Annotated in this window: 20 protein-coding genes; 10 read left to right on the top strand and 10 right to left on the bottom strand. The window is 63.4% G+C overall.

Features of this window, described 5'->3' with window-relative positions; translation table 11 throughout:
* Positions 1-100 precede the first annotated feature (100 nt).
* The 3 genes from FJ943_RS22380 to FJ943_RS22390 all read right to left on the bottom strand — a co-directional run bounded on the left by FJ943_RS22380 (position 101) and on the right by FJ943_RS22390 (position 3,091).
* Positions 101-1,378 (bottom strand): sugar ABC transporter substrate-binding protein, encoded by a 1,278-nt coding sequence (locus FJ943_RS22380; protein ID WP_140716548.1) that lies wholly within the window; start codon positions 1,376-1,378, stop codon positions 101-103.
* A 74-nt stretch (positions 1,379-1,452) separates the two neighbouring features.
* Entirely contained in the window at positions 1,453-2,496 is a 1,044-nt protein-coding gene (locus FJ943_RS22385) for a LacI family DNA-binding transcriptional regulator (RefSeq protein ID WP_140724953.1), read from the bottom strand.
* A gap of 361 nt (positions 2,497-2,857) precedes the next feature.
* Positions 2,858-3,091 carry a hypothetical protein gene (locus tag FJ943_RS22390; RefSeq protein WP_015316770.1) on the bottom strand — a complete coding sequence of 78 codons (234 nt, stop codon included), beginning with the start codon at positions 3,089-3,091 and terminating at the stop codon, positions 2,858-2,860.
* Between the two features lie 323 nt (positions 3,092-3,414).
* On the opposite strand from FJ943_RS22390, the gene FJ943_RS22400 reads away from it, so the two are divergent.
* Entirely contained in the window at positions 3,415-3,912 is a 498-nt protein-coding gene (locus tag FJ943_RS22400; protein ID WP_140724959.1) for a GAF domain-containing protein, read from the top strand.
* Here FJ943_RS22400 and FJ943_RS22405 read toward each other — a convergent pair whose 3' ends face one another.
* From FJ943_RS22405 to FJ943_RS22420, 4 genes are all read right to left on the bottom strand, one after another.
* Positions 3,913-4,977: a YeiH family protein gene (locus FJ943_RS22405; protein ID WP_140724962.1), complete on the bottom strand. Its 1,065-nt coding sequence runs from the start codon at positions 4,975-4,977 to the stop codon at positions 3,913-3,915.
* Positions 4,978-5,117: 140 nt separating this feature from the next.
* Positions 5,118-5,504, bottom strand: coding sequence for an ester cyclase (locus tag FJ943_RS22410; protein WP_140724965.1), 387 nt, complete (start codon positions 5,502-5,504; stop codon positions 5,118-5,120).
* 111 nt (positions 5,505-5,615) lie between these two features.
* A complete protein-coding gene (locus tag FJ943_RS22415; RefSeq protein WP_140724967.1) occupies positions 5,616-7,055 on the bottom strand; it encodes a PAS domain S-box protein in 1,440 nt (479 codons plus the stop codon).
* 63 nt (positions 7,056-7,118) lie between these two features.
* Positions 7,119-8,012, bottom strand: coding sequence for a LysR family transcriptional regulator (locus FJ943_RS22420; RefSeq protein ID WP_140724969.1), 894 nt, complete (start codon positions 8,010-8,012; stop codon positions 7,119-7,121).
* Positions 8,013-8,156: 144 nt separating this feature from the next.
* On the opposite strand from FJ943_RS22420, the gene FJ943_RS22425 reads away from it, so the two are divergent.
* From FJ943_RS22425 to FJ943_RS22450, 6 genes are all read left to right on the top strand, one after another.
* Positions 8,157-8,552, top strand: coding sequence for a cupin domain-containing protein (locus tag FJ943_RS22425; RefSeq protein ID WP_140617883.1), 396 nt, complete (start codon positions 8,157-8,159; stop codon positions 8,550-8,552).
* A 42-nt stretch (positions 8,553-8,594) separates the two neighbouring features.
* The gene (locus FJ943_RS22430; protein ID WP_140724972.1) at positions 8,595-8,936 is read left to right on the top strand and encodes a carboxymuconolactone decarboxylase family protein; all 342 of its coding nucleotides are present in this window, start codon (positions 8,595-8,597) and stop codon (positions 8,934-8,936) included.
* A 2-nt stretch (positions 8,937-8,938) separates the two neighbouring features.
* Positions 8,939-9,928 (top strand): aldo/keto reductase, encoded by a 990-nt coding sequence (locus FJ943_RS22435; RefSeq protein ID WP_140724975.1) that lies wholly within the window; start codon positions 8,939-8,941, stop codon positions 9,926-9,928.
* A 269-nt stretch (positions 9,929-10,197) separates the two neighbouring features.
* The gene (locus FJ943_RS22440) at positions 10,198-10,662 is read left to right on the top strand and encodes a GNAT family N-acetyltransferase (protein ID WP_140724978.1); all 465 of its coding nucleotides are present in this window, start codon (positions 10,198-10,200) and stop codon (positions 10,660-10,662) included.
* Positions 10,663-10,678: 16 nt separating this feature from the next.
* Positions 10,679-11,062, top strand: a complete 384-nt coding sequence (locus FJ943_RS22445) for an ACT domain-containing protein (RefSeq protein ID WP_015316782.1) — start codon at positions 10,679-10,681, stop codon at positions 11,060-11,062.
* A 151-nt stretch (positions 11,063-11,213) separates the two neighbouring features.
* Positions 11,214-12,647 carry an aldehyde dehydrogenase family protein gene (locus tag FJ943_RS22450; RefSeq protein ID WP_140724981.1) on the top strand — a complete coding sequence of 478 codons (1,434 nt, stop codon included), beginning with the start codon at positions 11,214-11,216 and terminating at the stop codon, positions 12,645-12,647.
* A 63-nt stretch (positions 12,648-12,710) separates the two neighbouring features.
* Here FJ943_RS22450 and FJ943_RS22455 read toward each other — a convergent pair whose 3' ends face one another.
* Positions 12,711-13,592, bottom strand: coding sequence for an AraC family transcriptional regulator (locus tag FJ943_RS22455; RefSeq protein WP_140725509.1), 882 nt, complete (start codon positions 13,590-13,592; stop codon positions 12,711-12,713).
* Positions 13,593-13,873: 281 nt separating this feature from the next.
* Here FJ943_RS22455 and FJ943_RS22460 point away from each other — a divergent pair, with 281 nt between their 5' ends.
* The gene (locus FJ943_RS22460; RefSeq protein WP_015316785.1) at positions 13,874-14,284 is read left to right on the top strand and encodes an MbcA/ParS/Xre antitoxin family protein; all 411 of its coding nucleotides are present in this window, start codon (positions 13,874-13,876) and stop codon (positions 14,282-14,284) included.
* Positions 14,278-14,976 carry an RES family NAD+ phosphorylase gene (locus FJ943_RS22465; protein ID WP_140663555.1) on the top strand — a complete coding sequence of 233 codons (699 nt, stop codon included), beginning with the start codon at positions 14,278-14,280 and terminating at the stop codon, positions 14,974-14,976. Before FJ943_RS22460 ends, FJ943_RS22465 begins: the two co-directional genes overlap by 7 nt.
* 33 nt (positions 14,977-15,009) lie before the next feature.
* Here FJ943_RS22465 and FJ943_RS22470 read toward each other — a convergent pair whose 3' ends face one another.
* The gene (locus FJ943_RS22470) at positions 15,010-15,576 is read right to left on the bottom strand and encodes a DUF308 domain-containing protein (RefSeq protein WP_140724984.1); all 567 of its coding nucleotides are present in this window, start codon (positions 15,574-15,576) and stop codon (positions 15,010-15,012) included.
* 205 nt (positions 15,577-15,781) lie between these two features.
* On the opposite strand from FJ943_RS22470, the gene FJ943_RS22475 reads away from it, so the two are divergent.
* Entirely contained in the window at positions 15,782-16,693 is a 912-nt protein-coding gene (locus FJ943_RS22475; protein ID WP_140724986.1) for an AraC family transcriptional regulator, read from the top strand.
* Between the two features lie 37 nt (positions 16,694-16,730).
* Here FJ943_RS22475 and FJ943_RS22480 read toward each other — a convergent pair whose 3' ends face one another.
* On the bottom strand, positions 16,731-17,180 hold the full coding sequence (locus FJ943_RS22480; protein WP_140724989.1) for a universal stress protein: 450 nt from the start codon (positions 17,178-17,180) through the stop codon (positions 16,731-16,733).
* Between the last annotated feature and the right edge of the window lie 39 nt (positions 17,181-17,219).

Raw genomic sequence — 17,219 nt, forward strand, 5'->3', positions numbered from 1 at the left:
CCGCCAAGCGCGCCGACATCAAGGAACGTCGGAGCACTGCCGAGACGACCCACCCGGACCTGCGGTCCGACCTCCCCTCAAGGGGGAGGTGGAGGCGGCGCTACTTCTGCGGCGCCTGGTCGATGATCGACTGCATGGTCTCCTGCGCGTTTGCTATGGCGCCATCGACGTCGTCGCCGAAGAACACCTCGTTGATCATCTGCGTCCACGGGCCGTTGGCGGAGTTGATCAGGTCGTTGAACACCACCGAATACGGCGTCTTGCCCTTGGCCATCGCCTCGGCGGCGATCTGGTAGCGCGGGTCGAGCTCCTTCAGCGCGTCCTTGGCGATGTCGCCGCGCACCGGCAGGCTGCCGTATTTGGCGAGGATCGTCTGGCCTTCGAGCGAATAGGCGAAGTCCAGGAACTCCTTCACCACGGCGAGTTTCTTGGTGCCCTTGGTGACGACGAAATTGTCGCCGCCGGCAAAGGACGACCAGTTGCCATCCTTGCCCGGCAGGAAGGTGACGCCGTAGTCGACATCAGGATATTGCGTGTTGAGCGCGCCGATGGCGAAGGCGCCGGAGGGCGAGATGCCGATATTGCCGGCGGCGAAGGCGGCAAAGAAATTGGCGCCGGTGTCGGTCTGCGCGCCCGCCGGCACCAAATCCTTCTTGACCATCGAGCGGTAGAGATCGATGGCGCCGCGCAATTGCGGGCTGTCCAGCGTCGCCTTGGAGCCGTCCTCCGACAGGATGTCGCCGCCCGAGGCCCAGATCAGCGGCGTGAAGGTGAAGATGTTGCAGCCACCGCAATTGCCGGAGAAGTAGAAGCCCTTGATGTTGCCGCCAAGAGCGTTGACCTTCTCGGCGTCGGCTTCGATCTCGGCCCAGTTGGCCGGGCCTTTTTCAGGGTCGAGGCCTGCCTGCTTGAACAGCTTCTTGTTCCAGATCAGCACCGAGGCGTCGGCCGAGAAGGGCAGGCCGTAAATGCGATCCTTGTAGGTGCCGGTCTTCACATGCGCGGGCGACAGGCTGGCGAAATAGGGGAGCGATTTCGCCCAGTCGGTGATGTCCTCCAACTGGCCGGCGGCCGCGAAGGAGGGCGTGTAGATCAGATCGAGCGACAGCGCGTCGGGCGCCGTGCCGCCGGCCGCGGCCGCGCCATATTTCGGGATGATCTCGGCATTGGGAATGATGTCGAGCTTGACCTGGTCCTTGTTCGCCTTGTTGAAGGCGTCGACGATCCTCGGCATGAAGTTCGAGCCGTCGGCGCGTACCCAGATGTTGGCGGTTTCGGCGGCGGCAAATTGCAAGCCGCAACCCAGAACGGCAGCCGTCAACGTCAATTTGGTCAGGGCCAATTTGGTCGGGGCCAGTTTGGCAATCAAAGTCCTCATGTTCTCCTCCTCCTCATTTGGCCGCGATGCGCGGCTTGCCGCCGATCGCGGCGCTTCGTTTCTCAGCCGTCTTTTCAGCCGTCGGGCAGGCGGCCGCAGGACTGCCGCACCACCAGCCGGCACGGCAGTTTTCTGATGCCCGGCGCGGCGGGCTTGCCGCCGACCAGGGAAAGCAGGGTCAGCCCGGCCTCGCGGCCGAGCGCTGTCAGGTTCATGTCGACCGAGGTCAGCGGCGGGCGGGTCGCCTCGGCCACGATCTCCCAATTGTCGAAGCCGATGACGCCGACATCGCCGGGAACGCTCAAGCCACGCTCGCGCAGAGCATCGATGACGCCGCGCGCGATCTGGTCGTTGCCGCAGAAGACGGCGTCCGGCTTTTCTCCCCCGCCATCGAAAAGGAACGTCACCGCCTCATGCCCCCAGGCTTCCGACCAGGCGCCGAGCAGGGGTTCGATGACGGACAGGCCGTTCTCGATCAGCGCGGCGCGATAGGCCTGCGCCCGTTCATGCACCACGGCAAAACTGGCCGGGCCGGTGACATGGGCGATGCGCTTGCGGCCGAGCCGGCAGAAATGGTCGACGGCCAGCCGCGCCCCCCCGGCATCGTCGGAAACGAAGGCGACGGCGTCGGGATCGGGCTGAGTGAAGGCGTAGATCACGGGGATGCGCAAATTGGCGAGATCGATCGGCAGATGGCGGTCGATGCGCTTGCCGGTGGCGATGATGCCGTCGACGCGCTTGTCGAGCATGGCCTCGACATGGAGCTGGCCGAGACGGGGATCCTCCTCGACATTGCACAGGAATACCGAGACGCCGGCATCGACCAGCGCATCCGAAATGCCCGACATCAGCGGCAGCGAGAAACGGCCATAGGTGTCGTTGGTGAGCAGGCCGACAGTAAAGGAGCGGCGCCTCAGCAGGCTCTGCGCCAGGCTGTTAGGCCGGAAGCCCAGGTTGCGCGCCGTCTCGCGAATGCGCTCGCGGGTCTCGGCGGTCATGCGCCCCTGATCGTTGAGCGCCTTGGATGCAGTGGCAACGCTGACGCCGGCCTGCGCGGCCACGTCGCGCAAGGTGACGGGTTTGGGAAAGACCGGAACTGGCTGGTCGTCCGATGCCATCGCGGCAGAAATCCTTGGTTGGAAAAAGGTTTTCCCTTACCGGCCGGAATAAAGCCCGGCTAACGGCCGAACCCCATCGGGACTGTCTGGAAAAACCTTTTCTCAACTTGAAGGCTAGGCCAGATCGGGGGACCGATCAAGAGGAAAATGGCCAGATCAGGGTTCCTCGCTACCATCCGCTATTTCGCGCGCGGCCGCGACGTTTCGCATCTTCGAGGCCGAAAGGCAGGTAAAAGGGAACGCGCCGCGGTGTGGAGCTGGACGCTCTTGCCCTTGGTCGGCAGGATCCTTGCATGGAGCCGCCGCATTCCTCGACTTGGTGCAAGCCCAGCGGGAGACCGCTCACGTCCTTGGAGTTACTCTATGCCTTCTTGGCCACACGCTTCTTTTTCGGCGCCGGGTTCAGCGCTTCCGCCACGCGATCGGCTTCTTCCTTGGCCAGGCGCAATTCCCTCAGCCTTGCCGTCTTGATCTCCCTGGCCCTCGCCTCGGACATGTATTCGGCGGTTGCCTTATTGCGCTCCGCGGTTTTCTTCTGCTTGTCGACAAAGCGGGCTTCAGCTTTTTGCATGATCGTCTGATTGCCGTCGGCCATTGAAGAAATCTCCTTCGCGCGTGAAATCGTGAAAATGAACTTCTCGATAAATAGGCGCCCGGAAGGAAAAATTCAATCTTTCGAATAATTTGGCCTCCTTGTCGGCGTCAGGAGACCGCGCTTCGAAATAATACTTTTGAAATTTTTCTCCCGCCGGAATCAAATCTTGCGCCGGGAAAGGAGATAGCGCCAAGGCGCCAACGGACAGAATTTCGAACGGAAAACCGTTTCGCATTTTCCTGGAATTGCCTAGGATGGTCCGGTGGTCGTTTGGTGCAGGGTTTGCGGAAACGGAACCGCGATTCCCAGTTTGGAGACAAGTCATGTTCGCGGCCCAGGCCATCGATATCTCAGACAAGGCCGCGTTCTACCGCGACCTTGCCAAGCAATTGAAGGCGCTGCTCGAGGGCGAGCACGATTCGATCGCCAACGCCGCCAACACCGCGGCGCTGATCTTCCAGATGGTCCCCGACCTCAACTGGGCCGGCTTCTATTTCCTGGCATCGGACGAAGAGTTGGTGCTGGGGCCCTTTCAGGGCAAGCCGGCCTGCGTGCGCATCGCCGTCGGCCAGGGCGTATGCGGAACGGCGGTCGAGCTCGGCACGTCGATGCTGATCAAGGACGTGCATGATTTCCCTGGCCACATCGCCTGTGACGCAGCCTCGCGCTCCGAACTGGTCGTGCTGCTTGAGGACGAGGAGGGCGTGTTCGGCGTGCTCGATCTCGACAGCCCGCTGCCCGGCCGCTTCGACAGTGCCGACCAGACCGGCATCGAGGCGCTGGCGGCGATCTATGTCGCGGCGAGCTCGTTCCAGGATTAGTTAGCCTGAGACCTTCACCAGCATCAGGCTGAAGCCGCCGATGAACATGAAGGCGCACAAGGCGAGCGCCAGCGGGCGCAGGCCGCGCGAGCGCAGTTGCGAAATGTCTGCCTGCAGGCCCATGGCGGCCAGCCCCATGGTGAGCATGATGGTGGTGGCCAGCACTACCGCCTGCTTCACTTCGGCTGGTATCGCAACCAGGCTGTTCATTGCCACGACGGCGACAAAGGCGGCGACGAACCATGGCATGGGCGGGCGTGCAGCCGACTGGTCGTCACTTTTGCGGCGTGCCATCAGGCCGAGCGCAACGACCATCGGCGCCAGCATGGCGACGCGGGTCAGCTTGGCGACGGTGGCGATCTCGCCGGACTGGGTGCCGTTCTGGAAACCGGCGCCGATGACCTGCGCCACCTCATGGATGGAGGCGCCGGCCCACAGTCCGAAGGCGTGCTGGTCGAGGCCGAGCAGCGGCGCCAGCAGCGGGAAGCCGAGCATGGCGATGGTGCCGAACAAGGTGATCGAGGCGACGGCATAGGTGACGTCCTCGTCGCGCGCATCGGTGACGATGTTGGTGGCGACGATCGCCGAGGCACCGCAGATCGAGGTGCCGGCGGCAATCAACTGGGTGAGCTTGGCGTCGACGCCGATCAGCCGACCGAGCGTGATGGTGAAGACGAAGGTGGCGCCAAGGGTCAGCGCGACGATGCCGACGCCGCCGGCGCCGATCGAGACGACCTGGCCAAGCGTCAGCTGGAAGCCGAGCAGCACGATGGCGAAGCGCAGCAGGCGCTTTTGCGAAAAAGCGATGCCCGCCTTGGCGTGCACCGGTGTGCCGAGCACGTTGGAATAGACCATCCCGGCGACGACGGCCAGGATCATCGGGCTGAACAGGGCAAAACCGGAGACATTGCGGGCCGAGAAGGCGACGGCCGTGATCATCGCCACCAGCACGATGCCGGGAATGATGCCGTTTCCCAGGGAATCGAGGCGCTTGCGACCTTGGGCCAGATCGGCGGAAATCAGGCCTTTCGGAATACCGTTTGCGATGGGAGTCAGGGACGACAATGCAATTCTCCGTGCAGGCCTGCCGGAGAAATGTCATTCCAAGACTAATCTTTCCAACGAATTATTTTCGTTAGAATGATCGATTTTTATGAACGGTCTTAGGCGCGCTTCGAAAAGCAGACGAGCGGTGAAGGGCCGGCCTACAGCTGCGCTTCGATCGCCGCCTTGTCGATCACCGACCAGACGTGCCTGATCCTGCCGTCGAGAAACTCGTAGAAGACGTTCTCGCTGAAGGACACTTTCCTGCCGTTGACCGGCAGGCCGAGAAAAGTTTCCTTCGGCGTGCAGTTGAATTGAAGGCGGCTCGCTATGAAAGGCGTATCGGCGATCAGCAGCTGGATGTCGAAATAGAGATCGGGAATTTCGCGAAAATCCCGCTCCAGCATGTCGTGGTAACCCGACAGGCCGACCCGGTCGCCATTGTAGTGCACCTCCTGGTGTACGAAGCGGTCTAGGCTCCGCCAGTCCTGGGCGTTGAGGCAGGCGATGTAACCACGATAGCTATTGGCAAGATCTTCATCGGTCATAGCATGCTCCGGTGCTTTGCCAACCGCATGTCTTCCACGACTGTTCCGGACGGCGAGAAATGCTTGTTCGGGGAAGACATAGAGCGGCGATGCCGGAATGCGAGTGCGGCATCAGGGAAGGACTTCGAATTCCGGTCCGCCGATCACCTCGTCGATCGCCTGTGGGTCGACGTGCTCGCTGTCGACCGAGGCTTCGAGCTGCGACAAGGGGGCTTCAAGGGTCCAGGTGACGCCGTGGCTGTCATATTCGAGAACGCCGGTGCCACTTACAGCTGCTGGAGCGACGCGCTGGAGCACGACGGTGCCGAAACCGCCATGGCCGATGTTCTGCACCTGAGGACCATCGCGCTCTTTCCAGATCAGCTGGAACCGTTTCAGGGCGCCTGCCTGGCTCACCTTCCATTGCACCGATATCGTTCCCTCGGCGGCCGAAAGCACGCCATATTTGGCGGAGTTGGTCGCCAGTTCATGAAAGGCGATGCCGAGATACTGGACGGCATTGGGGTTCAGCGTCAGGGAAGGGCCAGCCATGGAAATCCGTTCCTCGTTGCCGAACGGTTTGGCTTGTGCCAGGAGCAGCTCGAAAATCGTCGCGCCTCGCCAGTCGCCGGACACCAGCAGGTCGTGCGAGAGCGACAGCGCCATGATGCGCTCGCGCACCTGGCGTTCGAACTCCGCCGGTGTCGAGGACCTCTTGCTGGTCTCGCGGATCATAGAGATGATGACGGAATACTGGTTCTTGACCCGATGGTTGACCTCGCGCATCAGCATGCGGATGCGATATTCGCTCTCCTTGGCTATCGAGATGTCGCGGGCGATCTTGGAGGCGCCGATGATCCGGCCGACGGCATTGCGTACGGGCGAGATCGTCAGGGATACGGGCACTAGGCTGCCGTCCTTGCGGCGGCGGATGGTCTCGTAGGTCTCGACCCGCTCGCCTTTGCGGATGCGCTCCAATATGCGCGGCTCCTCGTCCAGGTGGTCATCGGGTATCAGCATCGTCACGGACCTGCCGACCGCTTCGTCGGCGGTGTAGCCGAACAGGCGCTGGGCGCCTGAGTTCCAGCTCTTGATGACGCCGTTCAAATCCTTGCTGACGATTGCATCGAAGGAGGATTCCACGATGGCCGACAGATGATGCCTGGCCTCGTCGGCAAGATGCCGGTCGGTGAGGTCGAACAGCATGTTGACGGCCCCGACCAGCCTGCCTTGGTCGTCATGGAGCGGCGTGGGATAGGGAAGGAAGGGCACGCGCGTGCCGTCGGGACGCTGCGAGATGGCCGACTGGTTTCTGACCGGCCGGTTCTCCCGCAACGCAACGGCCATCGGGCATTGGTCGTGCGGCAACACCTGCCCGTCGGTCGTGAACAGCTTGTGCGTTACGCACCACTGGTCTTTTCCGAGCTCGGGCTCGCGCCCGGCAAAATCGGCCGCGGCCCGGTTGAAATAGGTGATCCTGCCTTCGCTATCGGTCGTGTAGATGGCGACAGGAAGATTATCGAGGATTTGATGGGATAGATCGAGTGTCGAACTGTTCGACAGGTCCGTCATGCGCAAGGTTCCATTTAACCACCGTGAACGCTGTCCGGCTGAATTGGTTCCTGGACCCGTAAGCTAGCCGCGATAACGCAGCGCATCGACCAGCAGCGTAAAGGCGGGCGTCGCCTGGCGGCGGCTGGGATAGTAGAGGTGGTAGCCGGGAAACGGCGGGCACCAGTCGGCCATGAGCCGCAACAAACGGCCATCGGCGAGATGCGCCGTCACTTGATCCTCCGGGAGATAGGCGAGGCCGACGCCGGCCAACACGGCATTCATGCGCAGCCCCGCCGTGTTGAAGATCAACTGGCCGTCGACGCGCACCTTCAGCTCGCGTCCGGCCTTCTCGAATTCCCAGGCATAGAGCCCGCCATGGGTCGGCAGGCGCAGGTTGATGCAATTGTGATCGGTCAGGTCCTGCGGCGTGCGCGGCTTCGGCCGGCTTGCGAAATAGGCCGGAGATCCGACCACCGCCATGCGCATGTCCGGCCCGATGCGCACCGCGATCATGTCTCGCGCCACCTGTTCGCCCAGCCGTACACCGGCGTCGTAACGCCCGGCGACGATGTCGGTCAGGCCGTAGTCGACGACGATCTCGATCCGGATGTCGGGATATTGCGGCAACAGCCGGGCAATGGCCGGCCATAGGACCGTGTCGGCCGAATGTTCGCCGGCGGTGATGCGGATGGTCCCCGCGGGCTTTTCTCGCAATGCGCTCAAGGCGGCGAGCTCACTTTCGATCTCGTCGAGCCTCGGTCCGACGGTGCGGGCCAGGCGTTCGCCGGCTTCGGTCGGCGAGACACTGCGCGTGGTGCGGGTCAAAAGCCGGACGCCCAGCCGCTCTTCCAACGTGCGCAAGGCATGGCTGAGCGCCGATTGGGATACGCCAAGCTTGGCCGCCGCCCTGGTGAAGCTCTTCTCGCGCGCGACGGCGAGGAAGGCGGTCAACTCATTCAGATTGTCGCGTGGCATTGATGAATTTCTCTCATAAGTACATGCCGGATATAGCAGCTACTCATGACCTCGCAGCCCCTAAATAGATTGCAATCGGCCGGACAAGCCGGCGCTCCTGGCCTGGCGGCAATGTCCTCCAGGCATCACGAAAGGACGGAAAACGTGGAGATCACACGAAGCGGCTCGCAGCCCTCGGCGAAGGGGCCCGCCGAATATTTCACCGGGGCGGTGCGCATCGATGCACCCTTCAAGGGCAGCGACCCCGCGCGCGTCGGCGGGGCCACCGTGACCTTCGAGCCCGGCGCGCGCACGGCCTGGCACACGCACCCGCTCGGCCAGACGCTTATCGTTCTGTCGGGCGCCGGTCTGGTGCAATGCGAAGGCGGCCCGATCCAACAGATCCGTCCCGGCGACATCATCTGGTTCGCGCCGGGCGAAAAGCATTGGCATGGGGCGTCGCCGACAACGGCGATGAGCCATATCGCCATTGCCGAAGCGCTCGACGGCAAGGTCGTCGACTGGATGGAGCATGTCACCGACGAACAATACGGGATTTGACCACCAGGCCTCGCCCACCGACGACACAAGAAGGAGATCCTCATGACCCATGCCCCAGCGCCTCCCAAAAGCCCGTTTTCCGACATCGCTCCAGCACTCGGCACCTATACCGACGAGGTGCTTTTCGGCGACGTCTGGAAACGCCCCGGCCTCTCGCCGCGCGACCGCAGCCTCGTCACCGTCGCCAGCCTGGTCTCGGGATACCGGATCAACGAGATGCCGTTCCACATGAAGCGGGCGCTCGAGAATGGCGTAACCCATGACGAGCTCATCGAGGCCATCACGCATCTTGCCTTCTATGCTGGATGGCCGCCGGCAAGCACCGCGATCGGCATCGCCCGCAAGGTCTTCGAACAGGCCGACGCCGAGAAGAAGGGACAGTGACGATGCAAAAGCGCGCACTTGGAAACAGCGGCCTCGAAGTCTCGGCCATCGGCCTTGGCTGCATGGGCATGAGCCAGTCATATGGGCAGCCGATGGAGACGCCGGATGCAGTCCGTCTGATCCGGGCGGCATTCGAGCGCGGGGTCACCTTCTTCGACACGGCGGAGGTCTACGGACCGTTCAGGAACGAAGAGGTCGTCGGCGAGGCGTTGCAGCCAATCCGCGACCAGGTGGTGATCGCCACCAAATTCGGCATCGACATCGCCGGTGCGGCCGGACACCAGGGCATGGACAGCCGGCCGCAGCATATTCGCGACGTCGTCGAGGCCTCTCTCAAGCGGCTGAGGACGGACTACATCGATCTTCTCTACCAGCATCGTGTCGATCCGGTCGTGCCGATCGAAGAGGTGGCTGGCGTGGTGAAGGACTTGATCAGCCAAGGCAAGGTGAAGCATTTCGGCCTCTCGGAAGCGGGCGTGCGCACCATCCGCCGCGCTCATGCGGTGCAGCCGGTCGCCGCGCTTCAGAGCGAATATTCACTCTGGTGGCGTGAACCCGAGGAGGCGATCCTGCCGGTCCTCGAGGAACTGGGAATCGGCTTTGTGCCTTTCAGTCCGCTGGGCAAGGGTTTCCTCACCGGCGCCATCAACGCCGGGACGACATTCGATGCCAACGATTTCCGCAACAGCGTTCCGCGGTTCACGGAGGAAGCCCGCCAGGCAAACCAGGCACTGGTCGACGCCATCGTCGCGATCGCGGCTGACAAGAACGCGACATCGGCACAGGTCGCGCTTGCCTGGCTGCTGGCGCGCAAGCCCTGGATCGTTCCCATCCCAGGCACGACCAAGCTAAACCGCCTTGAGGAAAACATCGGATCTCTCGCCGTTGCCCTGACCGCGGACGATCTTCGCGATATCGAGAACGCGGTCTCGGCGATTGCCGTCCAGGGAGAACGATACTCCCCGCAACAGGCGGCGAGGATCGATCGCTGAGGGTCCCAGCCGTATCAGGCCAAGGCGTTGCCGACGGTTTGGCCCAATGACAGGCCGAGGCGGTGTCTTGACGCGGGACCGTTGCTGCTCCAGCTTGCCGCGATGTTCGTTCCCGCGCCCGTCATCGCCAAGCGACGCCGCTTCCGCCCAGCGTGGAGCGGCACGCTGATTGCGCGACGACAAAGGCCGGCAGGATAAATCCGCTTCGCTCGTTTCCAGCCCCGCCCGCGACAACAGCCGGCGGGGTTTTTCATGCCTGGAGCACTGTCATGATCATCGAGTCTGCCATCCGGTTTCGGCCGGCCGAACCCGCCGATGCCGCCGCCATCCGCGACATTGTGCGTGCCGCCTATGCCAAATGGGTGCCGGTGATCGGCCGCGAGCCGCTGCCGATGCGCGCCGACTACGAAAAGGCCGTCGCCGAGCATCCGTTCGACCTCGCCGTCGAGGACGGCCGCATCGTCGGCATGATCGAGACCACGCTGGCCGACGATCACCTGTGGATCGAGAACGTCTGCGTCGCGCCGGAAGCGCAGGGCAGGGGTATCGGCCGCCTCCTGCTGGAGCGTGCGGAAATCAAGGCGCGCGAGGCGGGCCGCAACGAGCTTCGCCTGTTGACCAACGGCGCCTTCGAAGCCAACGTGTCGCTCTACAAGCGGCACGGCTATACGGTCGACCGGGAAGGGCCGTTCATGAATGGGGTGACGGTCTATATGAGCAAGAGGTTGACATGACGATCAGAGCGCGACGATGGCTGCGAGGATAACGCTGAAGCAACTGTCCGGGCTCTACGCGATTTCGCGGCTTCAAGCCGCTGACGGTATTCCTGGCTGGGCGGACGGACCAGGTTTCGTCAGCATCACCAGGACCGACGACGAGCTCTCGATCACCTGCCTTCAGGATCGCGTGCCCGATGCCGTCAAGCATGACCGCGACTGGGTCGCCTTCAAATTGCAGGGGCCGTTCGCGTTCGACGAAACCGGCATCGTGCTGTCCGTCATCAGGCCGCTGTCGGAAAACGGGCTGGGCATCTTCCTGGTATCGACCTTCGATGGCGACCACCTGCTGGTGAAGGACAAGGACCGGCCGGCGGCAACACGGCTGCTGGGCGAAGCCGGGCATACGCTGCTATAGTCCGCCCTTCGCTGGTCCAGCCGTCTGGCTCAACCACTGCCGCGCTGGCTCAACCGGTTCGGGGATTGCGTTTGACAGCGCCGTTCGCGCATCGTTATTTCTAGCCAGATATCACGGCCTGACCGGCCATGCGGCACCCCAAGGAGAGACCATGTCACACGATCTGCAGTTCTACATCGATGGCGCGTGGGTCGATCCTGTCGTGCCCAACACGCTCGACGTTATCGATCCATCGAACGAGGATGCTTTCGCGCGGATTTCGCTCGGCTCCAGGGCCGATGTCGATAAGGCGGTAGCCGCCGCCAAGCGCGCCTTCAACACATATGGCTTCACCTCGGTCGAGGAGCGCCTCGACATCCTCAACCGCGTCATCGAGGTCTACAAGAAGCGCAGCAAGGACCTGGCGGTCGCCGTGTCGCGCGAGATGGGCGCGCCGCGCCAGATGGCGCTCGACAGCCAGGTCGGCATCGGCCTGGCGCATCTGGCCAAAATGGCCGAGACGCTGAAGAATTTCCAGTTCCGCCACGTCAAGGGCAACCATCTCGTGGTCAAGGAGCCGATCGGCGTCGTCGGCCTGATCACGCCCTGGAACTGGCCGCTGAACCAGATCACCTGCAAGGTCGGTCCGGCACTCGCCGCCGGCTGCACCATGGTGCTGAAGCCGTCGGAAATCGCGCCGCTCGATGCCATCATCTTCGCCGAGATCATCGACGAGGCCGGTGTGCCGAAGGGCGTGTTCAACCTCGTCAATGGCGACGGCCCTGGCGTCGGCCAGGCGCTGTCCAGCCATCCCGACATCGACATGATGTCGTTCACCGGTTCGACGCGAGCCGGCATATTGGTGGCCAAGGCCGCCGCCGACACCGTCAAGCGCGTGCATCAGGAGCTTGGCGGCAAGTCGGCCAACATCCTGTTCCCGGATGTCGACCTCGCCACCGCCGTCAGCAAGGGCGTCGCCGGCTGCTTCAGCAACAGCGGCCAGTCCTGCAACGCGCCGACGCGCATGTTCGTGCCGCGCGACCGCCACGACGAGGCCGCGGGATATGCCAGGACGGCGGCGGAAAAGTTCACGGTCGGTCCAGCCGACGGCGCCAACACCAAGCTCGGCCCCGTCGTCAGCCAGGTCCAGTTCGACAAGATCCAGGACCTGATCCAGAGCGGCATCGACGAGGGTGCCACGCTGGTCGCCGGCGGCCCCGGCCGCCCTGCCGAACTCAATCGCGGCTACTATGTCAGGCCGACCGTGTTCGCCGACGTCACCCACGACATGCGCATCGCGCGCGAGGAGGTTTTCGGGCCGGTGTTGGCGATCCTGCCCTACGACACGGTCGAGCAGGCTGTCGAGCAGGCCAACGACACCGTCTACGGCCTTGCCTCCTACATCCAGGCCAAGGACCTACAGAAGGCGCGCGAGGTCGCGGCCCGCATGCGCTCGGGCAATGTCTACATCAACTATCCCCAATGGGACGCCGGCCTGCCCTTCGGCGGCTACAAGCAGTCGGGCAACGGCCGCGAATACGCCGAATACGGGCTGGAGGATTTCCTCGAGATCAAGGGCATCGCGGGATACGAAGCGGCGGAGTAGTGCAGGACTTTCGGGCCGGCGCAACTCGGGCCCGTCAGAAGCGACAGGTCCCGTTGAAAGGCTCTATTTCAGCGGCAGAAACAATTCGCAGATCACATCAGGCACCGGCACATTCGGGAACATCGAAAAGTGCCGTTGGCAATAGATCGGGAAGTCACGCGCTTCCTCGCCGCTGGCAGGAAGCCAGTCGCGATAAAGGTAGAGCGCGGCTGGCTCCAAATTGTTGGTATTGTGGACGACGCGCAACACGGCGCAGCGTCCGCCGGGGATCACGCCAGCCTTCATCTGCTTATCATCGTCGATCGGCAGGTCAGTCCCGACACACAGGTCCATGCTGTAATCGGCTGGGTTGGCGGGAATCCTCTCGGAACGGAAGACGTTGAAGGTCGGGCTCGTCTCCGGTGACAGGCCGGCGGCCTTGCGCCAGGCGATGAACCGCTGGATGGTGTCGCCGAGTGTCGCCCGGTCGCCTCGATGTTCCATGATCGCCACCGGCGTCGGGGGCACATCGCGGATCGTCACGTCGTCGTGGTCATAGGTAATGTGCATGAGCTTGCTCCTTGCATTGTCCATAGGCCCGAAGGCCGCAAGCCACGGTGCCCAGTCGGGCGACTTCCGGAACGATGAAGGAGACTGCCCGAACCGTTGCCGAAAGGCGCGGGCGAAGGCGTCCGGTGCATCGTAACCGGCATCCATCGCTATGTCAGTGACGCTTTCGGCATCCCTGAAGGCCAGCCGGTATGAAGCGCGCTTCATGCGGGCAAGCTGGACATAGCGATGAACGGACAGCCCGAAGGTCGCCGTAAACTGCCGGTGGAAATGGTATTTGGAAAATGCCGCGATGCCGCTCAAAGCATCCAGGTCCAGATTGCCGTTCAAATGCTGGTCGATATGATCCAACACTCTCTGCATCCGGGCATGGTAGTTTTGAAGCGCCGCCTTCATCATTCCGTTCTCCGTGGCAGCACCAGCTAAAGCGTATGCGGACATGACGCGCTCGACCGATCTTGCGGTTTGTCACGGGTCGCGGAACCGCGCCAAGGACCGTTTAGGGGCACGCGCGACCTTAGTTGGAATCCAACTACCGGGAAATTCGACCGTAATTGTTGATGCAACATTGTTCGGACCATCTAATCGCCATCAGTGCGGTCTTCACTGGCAATGGCTCCCCGCCTTGCCAATTGGCATATACATGCTATATATCTGCCAATTAGCGAGGTCTAAACATGCAGCTTCAAGCCATCACCGCCACACCGGCCACGGTCGGCTCAGCCATTTCGGATGAAGAGGCAGGCGCTTTGGCGCGCACCACGGTCAACCTGTTCAAGGCCTGGAACCTCACCGACTTCGAGGCCTGCGTCCTGCTTGGCGGCATTTCGGCGCGCACCTGGGCGCGGTGGAAGGAGGGCGGCATCGGCCGGATCGACCGCGACCTGCGCACCCGCATGGCGCATCTGATGGGCATCCACAAGGGGCTGCGCTACCTCTTCACCGAGCCGGCGCGCGGCTATGCCTGGATACGCAAGCCCAATGCCACCTTCGGCGGGCAGTCGGCGCTCGACGTGATGCTGCGCGGCGACATTTCCGATCTCGCGGCGATGCGCGAATGGCTCGACGCGGAGCGTGGTGCATGGTGAGTGGGCTCGCGGTCCGGCGCCGCGTCCACTGGCCCCAGACCTATCGCATCATCCGCTCCATCCATCCGCCGATCGATCTCTTCGAAGACATCGCCGATCCGCGCGACTGGGAGGCGCTCGCCGCCGTCGAGGAGAAGACCAACCCGCGCATCCGGCTGGAGCTTGGCGATCTCGGCAAGGTGCCGGCCGCAAGGCGGGTTTCCGGTCCCGGGGCCAGTTTCGTCATGGCGCCTTTCGTGCATTGTTCCGTCCTTCGGCCCGGCCGGTTTTCGGACGGCAGCTACGGCATCTACTATGCCGGCGACAGCGAGGACGTGGCGCTGGCCGAAACCATCCACCATCACCAGAAATTCATGCGCGCCACCAACGAGGCGCCCGGCTGGACGGCCGATTTCCGCGTGCTGATCGGCAGCGTCGATCGCGACCTCGACGACGTCAACGCCGTGCCCGGCGTGCTCGATCCCGACGACTACACGGCGTCGCAGGCGGAAGGGCGGGCGCTGCGGGCCGCCGGCAGCGACGGGCTGGTGTGGAACAGCGTGCGCATGCCCGATGGGGAGTGCATCGGCATCTTCTGGCCCGACGCCATCGGTGTCCCGGTTCAGGGCCGCCACTACAGCTACCACTGGGACGGCGGCCGCGTCGATTTCGTGCGCCAGCACGACACGGGCAAGGTGCTGGAAGTGGTTTGAGCGAAGGCCGCCGCGGCAACCAGTCCCAGGCCTTTACGTGGGCTTGCGTGCCTGCGTGACGGCCAGCCATACGGCCGAGACGAGGAAATAGAAGGCGCCGAACGCGGCATAGGGCGCGATGTCGGTGATGCCAGGCGTCGCGGTGCCGATTGCCTGTTTGATGAAGAAGCCACCGGCCAGCGCTGACTGCGCACCGCTCAGCACCATCGCCCATTGCGCGCCTGCCCGCCAACGGCGCACGCCGGTCGCAAGCTGGAACAGGCCGGCGAGAACCGCCCACGCACCGAACACCGCCAGAACCGCGTGCGGGCCCTGTCCGAGTGCGATGACGACGGCAATGGCAGTGATCGTGCTGACCACCGCGTTGAGCGCCTGGCTGGGATTGGCTTTCAGGCCGCCGCTGCGCTGCGCGTCCAGAATATTGGCGACAGCGTCCCACAAGGGATAGGCGACCAGGAGTAGCGCCGCGACCGGCGGCACGCTTTTGCCAAGGGTGAAGGCCGCCGCCACCCAGGCGACCGAAAAGCCGGCCCGGAGGAAATAATAGGATTTCAGCCACTGCGATGCGGCGCCGGGCGCCTGGATGGTTTGAGTGCTCATTGGAATTTCCTGTCTTGTTGTTGGACGGTGATTGATCCGCTTGATCGATTTGGAATCACGCCCCGCCGGGTTGGATGATTGGAACAGCCCGTTCTCGCAGCCTTGGCTGCGGGAATGGTTTTGATCCAAGGAAAAAACGGCGCATAATCAGCACGAAAATGCGCTATCGTCGTGAGGAATGTAGGGGAGCCGGCCGGTCGCATCCATGATGGAATCGCCTGAAAATTTGACCATTCTTCCGGATGGAGGGCCGCGTGCCGGTGTCTCCGGGGACCTTCTCTCGCATGTGCTGGCGCAGATCAGGCTTACCGGCGACGAGGTTTTTTCACGCACGCTGGCACAGGCGGAGCAACTCGATCTCGACGAGGGCCAAGCCCATATCGTCGTGGTGACCGTCGGCGCGCTGCGCATGGAGAGTGGGGATCAGGCCCCTGTCGTCATGGAGGCCGGCGACCTCGTGCTCCTGCCTCGTGGTCCCGGCGCGTTGCGGCTGGTGGCGTCGCATCCGCAGGTGGCGATCGTCGCCTGCCGCTTCTGGTTCGATCCTGACAGCCTGCGGGGAATGATCTTCGCCTTGCCGCGATGCATCCATATCGAGCGTGCCCAGGGGGCAGGGTGGGTCGATGGAATGCTGCCTTTCCTGATGGTCGAAACCAGCGACGCCCAGCCCGGGGCGGCTTTGATGATTTCCCGCATCATCGATCTCATGGTCATCCGCACGTTGCGCAGTTGGGTCCACGAAGGACGCGCCACGGGCTGGCTCGGCGGGCTTTCGGATGCACGCATCGCCCGTTCCCTGAAAGCCATTCACGAAAGGCCGCTGCAGCGGTGGAGCATCAATGAACTGGCCGACAAGGCCGGCATGTCCCGTTCCAGCTTCTGCGAGCGTTTCGCCGCGCTCGTCGGGCGCTCGCCGCTGCGCTACCAGAATGAATGGCGGCTGGGCCTGGCTCGCGATCTGCTGGCCAGGCGAGACGCACGCGTGGGTGAGATCGGCTTGCGCATCGGCTACGAGTCCGAAGCCGCCTTCAGCCGCGCCTACAAACAGCTCTTCGGGCATCCGCCACGGGTTGAATATGCCCTGACGAATGAAGCCGCACCGGTGAAACCGCGCTGACCGATGGCGCCAGCTTGAAAATATCGGGTTGCGGCCGCTACCGCACCACCAGCACCGGGATCTCGGTGTAGGACAGCACTTCCGCCGTCTGGCTGCCCAGAAGCAGCCTGCCGAGGCCACGGCGGCCGTGCGAGGCCATGACAATCAGGTCGCAGCCTTGCCCCCGCGACAGTTCCAGGATCGCTTCGGCCGGCCTTTTGTCCTCGACATGGACCAGCGTGGCGGACACGCCGGCGGCGTCGGCGGATGCCTTGCACTTGTCGAGCACTTCCTTGCCATAGCGGCGCGCTTCCTCCTGATAGGTGACCAGTTCGTCGCCGGCGGCATAGCCGGCCATGGCGCCGCCCCAGGCGAAGATCGGGAATTGTTCCGAGACGGTAACGAAGGTGACGGCGGCGCCGATGCCCTTGGCCAGTGTGAGGCCCTGGGCGACACCCTTGCCGGCCAGGTCAGAACCGTCGGTGGCGATGAGCAGATGTTTGTACATGATGGTGTTGCCTGTCGTGCCTGATGACTATCCAGCAGA

It is taken from the genome of Mesorhizobium sp. B2-3-10 (assembly GCF_006442275.1).
Classification (GTDB): domain Bacteria; phylum Pseudomonadota; class Alphaproteobacteria; order Rhizobiales; family Rhizobiaceae; genus Mesorhizobium; species Mesorhizobium australicum.